This is a genomic window from Tsuneonella sp. HG094, from assembly GCF_053819285.1.
In genome coordinates, this window is the sequence record NZ_JBSORA010000001.1 from 1,924,618 (window position 1) to 1,940,572 (window position 15,955).

The 15,955-nt window shown below is 65.6% G+C and carries 9 protein-coding genes; 3 read left to right on the forward strand and 6 right to left on the reverse strand.

Annotation, left to right across the window (positions count from 1 at the left end; all coding sequences use genetic code 11):
* Window positions 1-85 precede the first annotated feature (85 nt).
* A complete protein-coding gene (locus ACWPMX_RS09700) occupies window positions 86-1,936 on the forward strand; it encodes a hypothetical protein (RefSeq protein ID WP_455699817.1) in 1,851 nt (616 codons plus the stop codon).
* Complete coding sequence (locus ACWPMX_RS09705) at window positions 1,936-5,967, forward strand: hypothetical protein (protein WP_455699818.1); 4,032 nt, start codon at window positions 1,936-1,938, stop codon at window positions 5,965-5,967. Before ACWPMX_RS09700 ends, ACWPMX_RS09705 begins: the two co-directional genes overlap by 1 nt.
* Window positions 5,968-5,983: 16 nt before the next feature.
* Here the strand turns inward: ACWPMX_RS09705 and ACWPMX_RS09710 are convergent, their stop codons facing one another.
* Genes ACWPMX_RS09710 through ACWPMX_RS09725 form a run of 4 tightly spaced genes read right to left on the reverse strand, consistent with a single transcriptional unit; the run spans window position 5,984 to window position 11,999 of the window.
* Entirely contained in the window at window positions 5,984-6,832 is an 849-nt protein-coding gene (locus ACWPMX_RS09710; protein WP_455699819.1) for a metallophosphoesterase, read from the reverse strand.
* 40 nt (window positions 6,833-6,872) lie between these two features.
* Entirely contained in the window at window positions 6,873-8,609 is a 1,737-nt protein-coding gene (locus ACWPMX_RS09715) for a cytochrome c3 family protein (RefSeq protein WP_455699820.1), read from the reverse strand.
* A gap of 7 nt (window positions 8,610-8,616) precedes the next feature.
* Complete coding sequence (locus tag ACWPMX_RS09720) at window positions 8,617-9,486, reverse strand: hypothetical protein (RefSeq protein ID WP_455699821.1); 870 nt, start codon at window positions 9,484-9,486, stop codon at window positions 8,617-8,619.
* Entirely contained in the window at window positions 9,486-11,999 is a 2,514-nt protein-coding gene (locus tag ACWPMX_RS09725; RefSeq protein WP_455699822.1) for a cyclic nucleotide-binding domain-containing protein, read from the reverse strand. Before ACWPMX_RS09725 ends, ACWPMX_RS09720 begins: the two co-directional genes overlap by 1 nt.
* A 116-nt stretch (window positions 12,000-12,115) precedes the next feature.
* On the opposite strand from ACWPMX_RS09725, the gene ACWPMX_RS09730 reads away from it, so the two are divergent.
* Window positions 12,116-13,009: a tetratricopeptide repeat protein gene (locus ACWPMX_RS09730; protein WP_455699823.1), complete on the forward strand. Its 894-nt coding sequence runs from the start codon at window positions 12,116-12,118 to the stop codon at window positions 13,007-13,009.
* A 7-nt stretch (window positions 13,010-13,016) separates the two neighbouring features.
* Here ACWPMX_RS09730 and ftsH read toward each other — a convergent pair whose 3' ends face one another.
* Window positions 13,017-14,966, reverse strand: a complete 1,950-nt coding sequence (ftsH, locus tag ACWPMX_RS09735) for an ATP-dependent zinc metalloprotease FtsH (protein WP_455699824.1) — start codon at window positions 14,964-14,966, stop codon at window positions 13,017-13,019.
* A gap of 85 nt (window positions 14,967-15,051) precedes the next feature.
* Entirely contained in the window at window positions 15,052-15,903 is an 852-nt protein-coding gene (locus tag ACWPMX_RS09740; protein WP_455699825.1) for a peptidylprolyl isomerase, read from the reverse strand.
* Between the last annotated feature and the right edge of the window lie 52 nt (window positions 15,904-15,955).

Here is a 15,955-nt window from a genome sequence, read left to right on the forward strand (position 1 = left end):
TCTCCCGGCACGATTCCGCAAGTTCGCAATTGCATTTAGGGTCGATTTTTCGCACTTTTCCCTGAGGGAAGGGGCAAAAATTTCGATGGCTGCCGCGCTGACATTGCTGTCCGGCCTCGCCCTCTCCCTTCAGGTGAGCGGCCAGCCTCCTGTCGCGCCTGTCGAGTCGCCCTCAGCCGGAACGAGCGTGGACGAAGAGGCCGGGCCGCCGCCGGTAGACAACCAGTCGATCGAAGGTCGCCGTCGGCCCGGCTACGAAGACCCGCTGCCGAACCGCCAATCGCAGGACAATCCCGGCGCGGTGCGCGCGCCCCCGCCCGAAGCGTTCCCGACCGATCAGATCCCCATCCCCGATCGTTGGCGGCTGATCGAGGCACTCGGCGTGGTCAAGGAACGCTGGTTCGACCCGTACAATCAGAACACGCTCAAGGGTGACCGCCCGCTCGATCCCGACAAGTGGCCGCTCATCACTGGGCACGACTGGTTCTTTACCGCCAGCCTGATCAGCGACACGGTGATCGAGCCGCGCACCTTTCCCATACCCGTTGGCGTCCAGACCACCGAGCGTCCGGGCAGCCTCGATATCTTCGGCAAGGATGCGAGCTATGTCCTGTCGCAGACCTTCATCGCCGGTGCGGCGCTGACCAAGGGATCGACCGCGTTCAAGCCGCCCGACATCGAATACCGGGTCACGCTCGCGTTCAACGTCAATTACGCGAACGTCCCCGAGCGGCGCGTCCTGCTGGTCGAACCGTCCGCTCCCAGCCACCGCTACGATCACTTCGTGGGCGTCCAGGAAGCCTTCATCGACTATCACATCCGCAACACGTCGGACCGGTACGACTTCGATTCGATCCGCGTCGGCATCCAGCCGTTCCAGGCCGATTTCCGCGGATTCCTGTTCAATGACCAGCAACTTGGCGTGCGCCTGTTCGGCAGCCGCGACAACAACCGCTTCCAGTACAACCTCGGGGCGTTCTGGCGGGTCAACAAGGACACCAATTCTGGTCTCAACGACCTGACCACCGCCCCGCGCGACGACTTCCTGTTCGTCGGCAACCTCTACCGCCAGGACTTTCTCATCCCCGCGCTGACGAGCCAGGTCACCGTCGCCTACAATATGAACCGCGAGGGCGACGAGTTCGCCGAGGACAAGAACGGTTTTCCCGCGCGCCCCGCACTGCTCGGCGACATTCGCCCGCGCAACTACGATGTAGTCTATGTCGGGTACAACGCCGACGGGCGAGTCGGCCGCGTGAACCTGACCGCAAGCGCCTACGGCGCATTCGGCGAGGACCGGTACAGCTTCTTCACCAGCAAGACCGCGGTGATCCGCGCGTTCTTCGGCGCCGCCGAACTGAGCTACGACCGCGACTGGATGCGCTTTCGCCTGTCGGGCCTGTGGGCGAGCGGCGATCACGATCCCTACGACAACACCGAGACCGGTTTCGACGCGGTGTTCGAGAACCCGGTCTTCGCCGGCGCCGACACGAGCTACTGGATCCGCCAGTCGATCCCGTTCGCGGGCGGCGGACGCGCGGTGTCGATCAACGGACGCAACGGCATCCTCAACTCGCTGCGTTCCTCGAAGGAAGAGGGGCAGTCGAACTTCAACAATCCCGGCACGATGCTGGTGGGCGTCGGAGCGGATTTCGACGTGCTGCCGACCCTGCGCCTGACCGGCAACGCCAATCACCTGTGGTTCGAGGAAACCAGTTCGCTGCAGGCGCTGCGGAACGAGGGCTCGATCCCCAGGGAGATCGGTTGGGACCTGTCGGCCTCGGCCATCTGGCGGCCGTGGGCGAACCAGAATGCCGTCGCGCGGCTATCGGCTGCCATGCTCGCGCCGGGCGCGGGTTTCCGCGACCTGTTCGATAACTTCGACCGCAATCGGAACTATTATTCGGTGCTCGCCAACGTGATCCTCGCATACTGATGCGCGCCGACCGCCTCCTTGCGCTGTTCGCCGCCCTCGTCCTGATCTGCGGGATCGGCTGGCAGACCAGCTTTGCCGCCGAGGGCGAGAAGCCGGTCAAGCGGAACTACCCCGTCTATCCAGCCGCCCCGCTTACCCAGACGATCGAGCAAATGGCGGACAAGAGCGACGGCTGCACCACCTGCCACGTCGCCAGCGACGCGCCGACAATGCACACGACCCCGGCGGTGCGCCTGGGCTGCACCGATTGCCACGGCGGCGATGCGGCGGTCGTCGGCAATCCGGAATTGGCTCGCGACGATCCGGCATATGTAGCCGCGCGCGACAAGGCGCACGTCCTCCCGACCTATCCCGCAAGCTGGCACTTCCCCTCTTCGGCCAACCCCAAGGCGAGTTTCGCGCTGCTCAACAAGGAAGCGCCCGAATTCGTCCGTTTCGTGAACCCCAGCGATTACCGCGTCGCGCGCGAGGCGTGCGGAGCATGTCACATGCCGGTGATCGAAGCGGCGGAGCGCAGCCTGATGGCTTCCGGTGCGATGTTGTGGGGAGGCGCATCGTACAACAACGGCATCGTGCCGTATAAGAACTACATCTTCGGCGAGGCATTCACCCGGACGGGCGAGCCCGCAAAGATCGAGAGCCCCGGCACCCCCGCAGGCACGGTGACCGACCGTCAGAAGGCGCGCGGCGCGCTTGCGGCGCTCTATCCGCTGCCCACATGGCACGTGATCCCGCCGGGCGATGTGTTCCGCGTGTTCGAGCGCGGCGGGCGCAACATCAATCCGGTATTCCCCGAGATTGGCCTGCCCAACGTGACCGGGCAGATCCAGCGCCTCGACGAGCCGGGCCGGCCCGACCTCAAGCAATCGAACCGCGGTCCCGGCACGGGCCTGCGCGTCGCGATCCCGGTGCTCAACATTCACAAGACGCGCCTCAACGACCCGTTCACCTGGTTCATGGGGACCAACGACCAACCGGGCGACTACCGCCATTCGGGCTGCGCGAGTTGCCATGTCGTCTACGCCAACGACCGCGAGCCGCGCCACTCGCTGACCTACGCCCAGTACGGCCGCGACGGGCAGACGATCACGGTCGACCCGACAATCGCCGACAAGCTAGAACCGGCAGGTCGCGAAGACGGGCATTCTGGCTCGCACGATGGCGGCCATGGCGCGCTCAAGGACGGACACGAAAGCTACGAGACCGAAGGACCGGTGCGCGAGAAGGGCCATCCGCTGCAACACGTTTTCACGCGCTCGATCCCGACCGCGCAGTGCATGAACTGCCACATGCACCAGCCGAACATCTTCCTGAACTCGTTCCTCGGCTACACCATGTGGGACTACGAATCCGACGCGCCCGCGATGTGGCCCGAAAAGCAGAAGTATCCGACCGCAGCCGAGGTTCGCGCAGTCAACGCGCGCAATCCCGAGGGCGCCGCACCCAAGGGCAAATGGGCGGACCTCGATTTCCTGCGCAACGTCTACGACCTCAACCCGGGCCTCAAGGACACGCAATTTGCCGACTATCACGGCCACGGATGGAATTTCCGCGGAGTGTTCAAGCGCGACCGCGCGGGCAACCTGCTCGACAAGGACGGCAACATCGTCAGCCCCGACGATCCGGAGAAATGGCGCAAGGAAGGCGAAGGCAAGTGGGTTCCGCCGGGCGTGAACCCGGGCAAGACGGTGCACCTGATGGACATCCATGCCGAAAAGGGCATGCAGTGCGCCGACTGCCACTTCTCGCAGGACAGCCACGGCAACGGCCTGATCTACGGAGAAGTCGCCAACGCGATCGAGATCGGCTGCAAGGATTGCCACGGCACCGCCGACGCATATCCCAACCTGCTGACGAGCGGCCCTGCCGCCCCGCCGCGCGGCAACAACCTCGCGCTGCTGCGCAACCCTGACGGCCAGCGGCGGTTCGAATGGACCTTTGACGGTGCGGGACGGCAGCAGCTCATCCAGCGATCGATCATCGATCCCAAGCTCGAATGGCGGGTCAGCCTCGTCAAGGACACGGTCGACCCGGGCAATCCTCGCTTCAACGCCAAGTCCGCGCGGGCCAAGCTTATGAGCCGGACCGGCGCCGAAGACGGCCAGTTCGCCTTCGGCCCCGGCATCGCGGCCGAACAGCGCGCGCACCGCGAAAGCGAGATGACATGTTACACGTGCCACCTTTCATGGACCACGAGCTGCGGCGGGTGCCACCTGCCGATCGAGGCGAACTGGAAGACTGCCGACCAGCACTTCGACGGCGAGACCACCCGCAACTTCGCGACCTACAACCCGCAGGTCGCGCGCGACGAGATGTTCCAGCTCGGCAAGCACATGACGACCAAGGGCAATTCGGTCGCCCCGGTCCGTTCGACGAGCGCGCTGGTGCTGTCGTCGACCAACATCAACCGCGAGCGGATATACATCCAGCAGCCACCGATCAGCTCGATCGGCTTCTCGAGCCAGGCCTTCGCGCCGCACTTCCCGCACACCGTGCGCACGACCGAGACCAAGACCTGCACCGATTGCCACCTGTCCGAAGCCGACGACAACAACGCCATCATGGCGCAGTTGCTGTTGCTCGGAACCAACTACGTCAACTTCCTCGGCCTCAACGCCTGGACAGGGCTCGAAGGCGGGTTCGAAGCGGTGCGCGTGACCGAGTGGGACGAACCGCAGGCGGTGCTCGGCAGCTACCTGCACAAGTACGCCTACCCCGATTACTATCGCCAGTTCGTCGAGGAGAACGGCCGCGAGCTGAAGGACTGGACCCGCGGCCAGACCTTCGATGGCAAGCTGTCGGGTGAGACCAAGGCCTTCGAACGTTTCGCCAACGTCCACGAGGGCACCGGCGACAAGGTCGGCTGCCTGCAGCTTCGCGGCGAATACATCTTCGTTGCCGAAGGCAGCGGGGGCTTCCGCGTCTACGACGTCGCCTCGATCGCCAACAAGGGTTTCTCCGAGCGCATCGTCACCGCGCCCTTCTCCGCGCTCGGCCATGACACCACGGTGAAGTCGAAGAACGCGACCTGCATGGCGCTGCCGACGAACCAGCCGATCAACCCGCTGCGCAATACGCAGGCGATGCGGGAGATGAACCAGGAGCAGCCGTTCCTGCCGATCTACAGCTACGCCGCGATCACCGACGCTGAGGAGGGCCTGATCCTCGTCAACATCGAGACGATGGCCGACGGCGAGTTCCGCAACAACAAACTGAAACGCGCCGTCACCTGGAACCCCGATGGTGTGCTCAAAGGCGCGCGGCACATCGTGCTGGCGGGCGAGGTCGCCTACATCACGGCGGCGCAGGGACTGGTCACGGTCGACCTGAAGGACCCCCTAAATCCCCAGGTCGCATCGATAGCTCCCCTGGATGACGCGCGGGCAAGCGCGATGCAGTTCCGCTATCTCTGGGTGACCACCCGCAACGGCGTCGAACTGTTCGACGTCACCAACCTGCGCGCGCCCGTCGCGATCCCATCGGGCACGATCCCGCTCGCCGATGCGCGTCGCCTCTACCTCGCACGGACCTACGCCTACGTCGCCGCCAAGGGTGACGGGCTGGTGATCGTCGACGTGACCAACCCGGCCAGGCCCTCGATCTACAAGCGCGAGACGTTCGACGGACGGATGAACGATGTCGAGGACGTTGTCGTCGCATCGACCAACGCATCGCTGTTCGCCTACGTCGCCGACGGTCGCAACGGGATGAAGGTGCTGCAACTCACCAGCCCCGACAGTCAGCCCAACTTCTACGGCTTCAGCCCCGCGCCGATGCCCGAATTGATCGCGTGGGCCAAGACGCCCAGTCCCGCGCTCGCGATGTCGAAGGGCCTCGACCGCGACCGCGCGGTGGACGAGACCGGCGGCCAGATCGCGGTGTTCGGCCGCGTGGGTTCGCGCCCGTTCAACCGCAGCGAAATGGAAAAGCTGTTCCTGACCAGCAAGGGCGTGCCGTGGAAGGTGACCGATACGCCCGACATGACCCGCTGGGTCTCGGGCGAAGGCCCGGTTCGGGCCGCCAGCAACTAGGCGGCGGGAACGCGCGCTACTCGCGTTCGCCGAACATATCGTGGATCATCGGCTGCAGCTTGTCGGTGTAGTGCGCCAGCGCGTGCCAGCCGCTCACGTCTTCGTAATGGCTCACAAGGGTGCGTCCGTCCCACCGGTGCAGCGCATAGCTCGGCGGCTCGGTCGTGATGAGGTCGCGCCCATCGGGATGATCGAGGTCGACCGGGCGCAGGTCCATTGCGACCAGCGGCGCGCACGATCCGGTCACGCTCAGCGGGATGCCGCGAAACGTGGTCGTGATGCGCCGGTGCAGGTGCCCGCAATGGATCGCGAGAATCTGGTCATGACCCTGGATCGCGGCGGCAAAGCGCCCGATCCAGTCCTCGTCCGCGACCGGGTCCATCCAGTCGATCCCGCTGACGACGGGCGGATGGTGCATGAAGATGATTGTCGGCGTATCGGGCTGCTCGGCGAGCCTGGCCGAAAGCCATTGCGCTCGGGCGCCGCAGAAAGCCCCGCCGTGGCGGCCCATCTCGAGCGTATCGAGCATGACCAGCCGCAATCCGTCCAGTTCGACCGTGTAGTGGACGAACCCGCCTTCCCCCCGAATGTGCGGGAAAGCGTGGAACAGGGCCTCGCGACTATCGTGGTTGCCGACCAGCGGCCAGACCGGAAAAGGGCACCCGGCAACGAGCGCTGCGGCGTCTTCAAAGCTCTCGATATCGCCGTTGTCGGTGATGTCGCCGCTGAGCACGAGCATGTCGGGTCGGTTGGGCCCGCCGAGTATTCGCGCCAGCGTCGCCCGGAAGCGCCGCAAGTTGAGCTCCTCGGGCACCTCTTCCGGGTCGAACCCGATATGGATGTCGGTCATCTGGGCGATCAGCATCGCGGCATCCCCTCGCCTGCAACCGCCCCCCGCGGCGCCGTCATGTCTGCTTCTTCCTGTTCTTGGCCTGCGCACCGATCCGCACCGGAGCGGAGGCCCCGCGCGGGTGATAGCTGTGACACATGGCGCAGGTCGAGGCGATCTTCGGCTTTACCGCATCCTCGCCGAGGTGACAGGTCCGGCACGTCTTGATCCCCGGCAGCAGGAGGTCGGTCGCCGTGCTCGACTTGTCCGCTATGTGGCAGGTCGTGCACTTTTCTCGGCTGTGGTCTGCGTGATCGAACCAGCCATGTTCGATGTAGCGTTTGGGCTGAACGACCTCCATCACCCCGCCGCCGCTCGGGAAATGGCATTCGGTGCACACCCCTTGCGTCGACAGCATACGCGAGGCGAGCGGGACCGAGCTGCGTTGCGGCGGTGCGAAGTTGCCGTAGTAAAGCCCGCCCGGACCGAACTCGCCGGGGCGGCGGCGTCCGCTGGAAATGGGGCGCCGCGGCACGCGGTCGGCCGCCGCAAGGTCCGCCCGCATCTGGCCGATGTCGCCATGCCGAAGCGTCCGGAAAGTGCTGCCGACCTTGTCGTAGACGAGGCTGTGGCAGGTGCCGCAGTTGGTTTCCATGTCGACCGGCTGGAAGCGCACTCCGTCGGGCGTGGGGGTGTGGCAATCGGCGCACTCAAGCGCGCCGCCATAACCCTTCCCTTCGCCCAGCCGCCGCGCCATCTGCGCCGGGCCCGCACCGGGCGACAGGTGCAGCTTGTGCGGGAACTTGAGGCCGTTGAACTCCTTGGGGTTGGCATCGAGCGACAGCCGCGTCGGCCTGGCCGCTCCCGGCACGGTCAGGACGGCCGCCTGGAATTGCGGGTGCGAGGTGCCAAAATCGGCCGCATTACCGAGCGGCGTCTTCAGGCGCTTGTCCATCGTGCCGTGGCAGTCGGAGCAGAACTGCTGCGCAGGCGGCTCCATCCGCCCTGCCCCTTCGTGCTCGGTATGGCAATCGGTGCAGGCGCCGGCGCCGGGCTTGTGGAACACGTCCGCGATATCGCGCTGGACCTGGTCGCCCCAGCTGAGCGGTCCGCGGGCGAGCGTCAGTTTCGGCATCGCCGAGTGATCGCCGATCCCCTCGTGGCAGGTCAGGCAGGTGTTATCGCGCACCGCGACGAACGGTTTTGCGTGGCACGCCTCGCAGTTGTCCTCAAGCCCCTTGTGCGCAAGGCTGAGCTTGCCGGTCGACCAGCTCGCATCCATCGCGACGTGGCCGGGTCGGCGATAGTCGGGTTTTACCAGTTCGCGATTGAGGTGCGACCAGATCGGGATCGCGAGGAAGGCAATGAAGATCGCTGCCAGCAGTGCGTAGGCGACCGGCCGCTTGCTCGGCAGCCAGGTGTTCGTCAGCCGATAGCCGTGGGTCCCCTCGCCTTCGCCGCTCTCGCGCTCCTCGTTGCGATTGACGGTGACCTGGACCTCACCCGCAGGGCCAGCGGCGAAATCGATGCGGTACGCGCCGAGGATCAGTTCGGCCCCGCCCGAATCGACCGTTTCGTGCGTCTTCGTCTTCCCGTCGAGCGTGAAGCCGAGCTTGCCGAGCGCCTCGAACATGATCGCGCCAGACAGTTCCGCGTCGACGGTCAGGTGGTGTTGCTCCACTGCGAGGTCGGGTAGTGCGATGTCGTTCTCGGCCGATCGCCCGATTGTGATGCGACCGCCCTCGACCACCCGTTCGCGAATGATCTCGCGGCCGGTGGCAGTGTGATCGATCTGACGGATGCGAAAGGTCACCAGGCCGCTACCAGTAGTAGAACACGCTGACGACGTGCGCCGTCAGTGCCCCGAGCAGCGCCACCGTCGCCGGAATGTGAACGTAGAGCCAGACGTCGAGGAGCGCCCGGTAGTGCATGTGCCGCCGGATCTGCGCGAGCTGCGCCTGGCGCCGCTTGAGTAGGCCGTAGGCCCGCTCGCTTTCCGCGTTCCTCTCGCCGTAGGCTGCCTCGAACAGCGCGATCGCGCGGTCCGTGCGGCAGCCAGCGCGGCTGTTGGTCAGTCGCGCAAGCACGCCGGCGCCGAACACGTCCTGCTCGAGCGCCGCGATCACCGCATCGGTCTCGCGCCGGTCGAGCGGCTGGGCGGCGGCATCGAGCTGCCGGTCAATCGCGGCGAGGCTTTCGATCTGCTGTTTCTTCGACAGCGCGCCGCGATTGCTCGACAGCTTCTCGGGCAAAAGCAGGTAAACGACGACGCCGTATAGGCCCGACACGATCACCAGCATCATCAATGCCCATGCGAGCGTATGGACGTTCCAGCCGAGCTGGAAGCCCGTGTGGAGGGTCCCGATAACGACCAGCGAAAGGCCGAGGTAGACGTGGGCGGAGGTCCACGCCTTGAGCGACCAGTTCCCACGTGTCATCGCGCGCTTGCGGATCCCGAGCAGCGACAGCCAGATGATGAGCGCGACCCCGATGGTGCCGAGCGTGTAGCCGTACCACGTGCCGCCGTTCGGACGCGGGGTCGCGTCCGCGAGAGCGTAACCGATCGACACAATCACAGAAAGCGCCAGCGCGATCTTCAGCCAGCGAAAGCGCTTGTGGACGAGGAAACTCTCGTGATCGGTCGGCCGATGCCCCCGGCCGTCCCCCGTCTCGTCGGCGAGGCTCGCCATCAGCCCTCGCGCTCCGCCCGGCTCACCGAAAGGAACTTCTCCGGCCCGACACGGATCGCCGCGCCCGTGGGACAAGCGCGCACGCAGGCCGGGCCGCCCTCAATGCCGGAGCACATGTCGCACTTGATGGCGACCTTGGGCGTCTCCCTGCCCGAGGCCTCGGCCTTCTTCTTGCGCCACTTGTAACTCGCTTCGCCGGGTCCGGGGCCGAGGCCGAGGAACATCCACGACAGCAGGCCCGGCTTCTTGGGCGGCTTGGCGTCCATCCGGATCACGCCGTAGGGACAGTTGCGCTGGCAATTGCCGCAGCCGATGCAAGTCTCGTCGATCACGACCTCGCCATCCGGACCGCGCTTGATCGCGTTGGGCGGACAATCGGCCATGCAGTGCGGATGTTCGCAGTGGCGGCACGACGTCGGCACATGCAAGTGGGCGTAAGTCTTGCCCGCTTCGCGATCGAGCCGGCTCAGGCCATCGTGGCTGTCGGCGCAGGCCTTTTCGCAGTTGTCGCAGCCGACGCACAACGCCTGGTCGATCAGCAGCACGTCGGTCGCTTCGCCGATACCGTTGTCGACGAGGAACTTGGCGGTCTGCGAATAATAGTCCGCCGCGTCGCCGAAACTGTCCTTGCGGCTTTCGATGAAGGCATTGACCTGGCGCCGGTTCTTCATGTCCGACAGCGCGCGCTCGCGCAGCTTGGGATTGCGGTCGAGCAGCGCGACGAAGGCCTCGCCGGGGAAGCGCACGACCTGACTCTTGATCGCGGCCTTGACCGTAGCAGTGCGCTTCGACCCGTCGATCACCGCCATTTCACCGAAATACGATCCCGCCGGCAGATAGCTGAGGAACACCGGGTGCCCGCCGATGTCCTTTTCGACGATCATCGAGCCGCGGCGGATGACGAATACGTCCTTGTCGTCGGCCCCTTCGGCTACGACGATTTCGCCCGCCCGTTTGTCCTCGACCACTGCCGCAGCGATGACCTCCTCGAGGTCCGCCGGCGTCAGGCCCGAGCCGAACATCTGCAGAAGCTGCCGCTCGATCGATATCCGGTTCACCGCGCGCGCCGCGCTCGGCGCGGTTGCGATAAGCTTGAGCGCGGCGTTGCGCGAAAATTCGAGCGCCACCGTCGGTTCGGCCGCCCGGATAGTCGCGCCTCGCCGCCGACCGGAGATGAGCCCGACCTCGCCGAAGATCGAGCCCTCACCGATCGGCACCGTGATCGAGGTGTCCTGCGGGTTCACTTCGACCGCGACCGAGCCTTGCGCGATGGCGAACATCGACGATCCGGGCGCGTTGCGCTCGAATATCACTTCGCCTTCCCGATAGAACCGCGCGCGCGAATCGAGCATCAGTTCGCGCAATTGCAGCGCCGAAAGCTCCTGCAGGATGATTACGTTGCGTCCGAACAGATCGAGCCATTCATCGACCGACTTGCTGCCCGGCAATTCGGCGAACTTCTCTTCCAGTATCGGCTCATCGGCGGGCTTGAGCGCAGTGTTGCCGGACAGGAATTCGATGACATCGTAGCCCTGGTTCATGCAATGCTTGATCAAGGGATAGCCGGCCAACGCGCCGATGACGTAGATACCGGGGACCGACGCCTCGAAAGTGGGCGTCAGGATGGGGTATGCGACGCGATCGGCGCTGGTGAACTGGATACCGGTGCCCGCACGGACGGAGCGCTTGCCTTCGCGCTCCTCGAACTCGGCACCGATCCCCTCGACGAAGGCGCGCGGCGGGGCGGAACCCATGCGCGCGATCACGCGGTTGCACGGCTCGGTCACCTGACCGTCGCGGGTATCGAACACGATCTGTCCGTCACCGATGGAGGCAGTCGTGGTCTCGCGGCGCACGATGATGCGGCCTTCGGATTCCATCGCCAGCAACGCTTGCACGTTGGCGTCCTTGGCGGTCGCGAAATCGGCCGAGCGGTTGACGATGGTGACGGTGTTGTTCTGCTTCGGATCTGCGGCGAGACCCATCGCGTTCTCGATGCCCGCATCACCCGCGCCGATGACCACGATATGCTCGTCGACGTACTCGCCCGGATCGTCGAGCTGGTACTGCACGACCGTGCCCGCGGTCACGGGGCAGCGGACGAGGTTGGGATTGCCCTGCGTCCCGATCGCCAGCACCACTGCCTTCGCCCGCACCTCGTCACCGCGCTTGAGCGCCAGCGTGAAATCGCCGACCGAACCCGAGATGGCAGTCACCTCGGCATCGAGCATCACGTTGACTTTGCGCTCGGCGATTTGCCTGTCCCACGTGCCGAGAATGGTCTCGCGCTTCCCGGCCTCGAAATCGAGATCGGCGCGCAGTACGAGATGGGCCGGGGTGGCCATCACGTGTTTGCCCTTCTGATATTTGTAGATCGTATCGGAAAGGTGGTCGGACTTTTCGAGCAAAACGTGCGACAAACCCTTGTCCGCGGCATGCGCGGCCGCGCTCAGGCCCGCAGGTCCGGACCCCACGATCGCTACGTCGAATACCCCCTGATCGCTTTCGGGCACAGCACCCCCCGAGCCACCGTCCGAGGGGTATCATACGCACGGCGGCACGATTATCCAGCCGCGTTTGCTGGAAAACGGCGCCGTTGCTAGATGCAGAGCGATCAGGGGGTGAAGGAATGGCGTCGATCGGCAAGGGTGGTGTGATTGCAGCGGGCGCGCTGGTGCTGGCCGCAGGTGCGATCGGGTATCGCCTGCTCGATTCACGCGATTCGCAGGAAACCTCCGCGGCTCTGGTCGATCCCCTCGCCACCCTTGAGCAGGATGCGCGCGCAAATCCCCAGGATGCGGGCGCATGGCAACGCCTCGGCCTCGCCTATTTCGACGCCGGTCGCTTTGCCGACGCGGCAACCGCCTATGGCCGGGCGACGCAAGCCGCGCCAAACAATGCCGCGTTATGGTCGAGCTTGGGAGAGGCGCTCGTCATGGCGAGCGAGCGCGATCCGATGCCGGCAAGCGCGCGCGAGGCCTTTGCCAAGGCCGTTGCGCTCGACCCGAAGGATGCCCGCGCGCGCTACTTCCAGGCGGTCGACAAGGACATCGGCGGCGATCACCGCGGCGCAATCGAGGACTGGCTGGCCCTGCTCGCCGACACCCCCGCCGGGGCACCGTGGGAAGCCGATCTCGTGCGGACGATCGAGCAGGTGGGCAAGATCAACGAGATTGCCGTCGCCGACCGGCTTGCCACCATAGGCAAGTCGCGCCCCGCTCCAGCTCCCTCTCACCCCGCCTTCGATGCCATTCCGGGACCGACACAAGAACAACTTGCCGCCGCGGGCAGCATCCCGCCGGGCCAGCAGCGCGCGATGGCTGAGGGGATGGTTGCCAGCCTGGAAGGCAAGCTCAACGCAGATCCTGCAAACGTCGGTGGGTGGATCATGCTGATGCGCAGCCGCAAGACGCTGGGCCAGGACGCTGCCGCTGGAAAGGCCCTTGCCGACGCGGTAGCGGCCAACCCGGCCCGCCGCGCCCAATTGGAGGCAGCGGCGGGCCAGTTGGGTATCCGGCGCTAGCCCGGGCTTACGAAGCGGCCGGGGCTTCCCCGCCGAACCGGCGTCCGGCCTTCGGGATCGCCGAACCCTTGACCGGCTTGGCCAGAGGCTTGCTTGGCGCGTCGGGTCGGTCGATCTTGCCGTTGTCGAGCAAGTCGCGGATTTCGTCGCCGGTCAGCGTCTCGTATTCCAGAAGGGCTTGCGCCAGCAGGTGGAGCTTGTCCTCCTGCGTCTTGAGGATCTCGGTCGCGCGGGTGTGCGCACCTTCCACGAGGCCCTTGATTTCCGAATCGATCAGCTTGTTGGTCTCGCTCGAACCCATTGTCCGCGCAGTCTGGCCCATGCCGAGATAGCCTTCCTGGCTTTCCTCGTACTGGAGCGGGCCCAGCTTGTCGCTCATGCCCCACTTGGTGACCATGTTGCGCGCGAGGCGGGTGGCGTACTGGATGTCGCTCGATGCGCCGCTCGACACCTTGTCGTGACCGAAGATGATCTCTTCGGCCACCCGACCGCCCATGCTGACCGCGAGATCGGCATGCATCTTGTCGCGGTGGTACGAGTAGTTGTCGCGTTCCGGCAGGCGCATCACCATGCCCAGCGCCCGGCCGCGCGGAATGATCGTCGCCTTGTGGATCGGGTCCGAAGCGTCCTCGTTCATGCTGACGAGCGCGTGACCGGCTTCGTGATAGGCGGTCATCTTCTTCTCGTCGTCGGTCATGACCATCGAGCGGCGCTCGCTGCCCATCATGACCTTGTCCTTGGCGTCCTCGAACTCCTGCATCGCTACCAGGCGCTTGTTTCGGCGCGCCGCGAGCAGCGCCGCCTCGTTGACGAGGTTGGCGAGATCGGCGCCCGAGAAGCCCGGCGTGCCGCGCGCGATCGTGCGCGGATTGACGTCGGGTGCCAGTGGGACCTTCTTCATATGCACCGAGAGGATCTTCTCACGCCCCTCGATATCGGGGATCGGCACCACGACCTGGCGGTCGAACCGGCCCGGCCGCAGCAGCGCAGGGTCCAGTACATCGGGACGGTTGGTCGCCGCGATGATGATGATGCCCTCGTTCGCCTCGAAACCGTCCATCTCGACGAGGAGCTGGTTCAGCGTCTGCTCGCGCTCGTCGTTCGAGTTGCCGAGACCGTGGCCGCGATGGCGGCCGACAGCGTCGATTTCGTCGATAAAGACGATGCACGGCGCGTTCTTCTTCGCCTGCTCGAACATGTCGCGCACGCGGCTCGCGCCGACGCCGACGAACATCTCGACGAAGTCGGAGCCCGAAATGGTGAAGAACGGCACGCCCGCCTCACCCGCGATGGCGCGGGCGAGCAGCGTCTTGCCGGTGCCGGGCGAGCCGACGAGCAGCGCGCCCTTGGGGATCTGGCCACCGAGCTTCGCGAAGCGGTTGGGGTCGCGCAGGAACTCGACGATTTCCTCCAGCTCCTCGCGCGCTTCGTCGATGCCGGCGACATCGGCAAAGGTTACGCGGCCCTGCTTTTCCGTCAGCAGCTTGGCCTTCGACTTGCCGAAGCCCATCGCGCCGCCCGCACCGCCGCCCTTCTGGACCTGGCGCAACGCGAAGAACGCGATGCCGAGTATCAGAATGAACGGCAGCGACTGGATCAGCAGGTAGAGGAAGACGTTCGGCTGTTCCGCTTCCTTGCCCGAATACGCGACGCCATTGTCGTCGAGCAACTTGGTCAAGGTATTGTCGTTCGCGACTGGAGTGGTGGCGAAGGTATCGCCGTTCTTCATCGTGCCGGTGATCTGGTTCGGCGCGATCTGCACATCCTTGACGTTCCCCGCCACGACGCGGCCACGGAATTCCGAATAGCCGATCGAGGTGCCCGGCGCCTGGCTCGCCTGGCCGAACATCGACACCACGAGGAGCAGCGCGAGGAAGATACCGCCCCACACCATGAGGCTCTTGATCCAGGGGTTGCCCCCGGGGCCTGGCTCGCGCGGATCCTTTTCGTCGTTCATCGGAAGCAGTGTCCTTTCCCTCGGGAATGTAGGCGCGAGGGGGTGAATGGCAAGATAACGGTGCAGTTAAAGCGACGAGTGGCCGTTAGCGTTCGATATGGACCGTGTAGTTGGACCGCAACGCCTCGTAGGCGGCGGTCGCGCGGGCCTCGGCACTGGCCTTGCGCCAGTCGGTTTCGACCGCGCCGCGAACCCTGTCGAGTGGCGGGAGCGGCGCCGTCTCGCGCTTCGCGAGCCGCACGAGGTGCCAACCTTCCTTGCCCTGGATCGGCCCCTGCCATTCGGGACCTGGTCCGAGGCGTTCGACCGCGCGCCCGAAGTCCTCGCCGAACACGGCCGTCACCGCGGCACGGCCCGCTTGGTCAAACTGCGCTGGCAAGTTGGTGCCGTCCCCCACCCGTGTCCAGTCCGCGCCGCCCCCGATCAGGGTTCGTCCGACCTCGGCACGGCCCCGACTTGCGAAGGGGATTTGGTCGAACGTCAGGAACACATCGGCTGCGAACCGCTCCGGACGTTCACGCATCCACTCCTCAAGCGTCGCATCAGTGACCCCGAACGCCGCCGCATCGCGGACGAGGATTGCTTCCATTGCGCGCACTAGCGCTGCGCGAGGCATGGAAGAACCCTTGCCCAGTCCGCGACGAAGCGCTTCGCGATAAAGGACTTCCTCGCGAACCCGTGCGGCGATCGCGCGTTCGACCTCGTCGGCGGTCGGGGGTCGCTCTCCCACCTGTGCCAGGTCGGCCGCGATCTGCGCCTGCTCATCGCGCGAGAGAAAGATCGAGCGGGTCGATGGATTGTCCGGCCCGACACGCGGTCCCGCGACCATGAACATAGCCGCTCCCGCCAGCGCCAATGCCAGCAGGACCAACGGCCCTCGCCTGCGGCGACTGGTCGGCGCGGCGTTGTGATCGGTGCTGGACTCGTCTGATCCCATGGGACACCAAGGTGGAGGTGGACACCACCGGATCAAGCCAGGTCGACGAAAA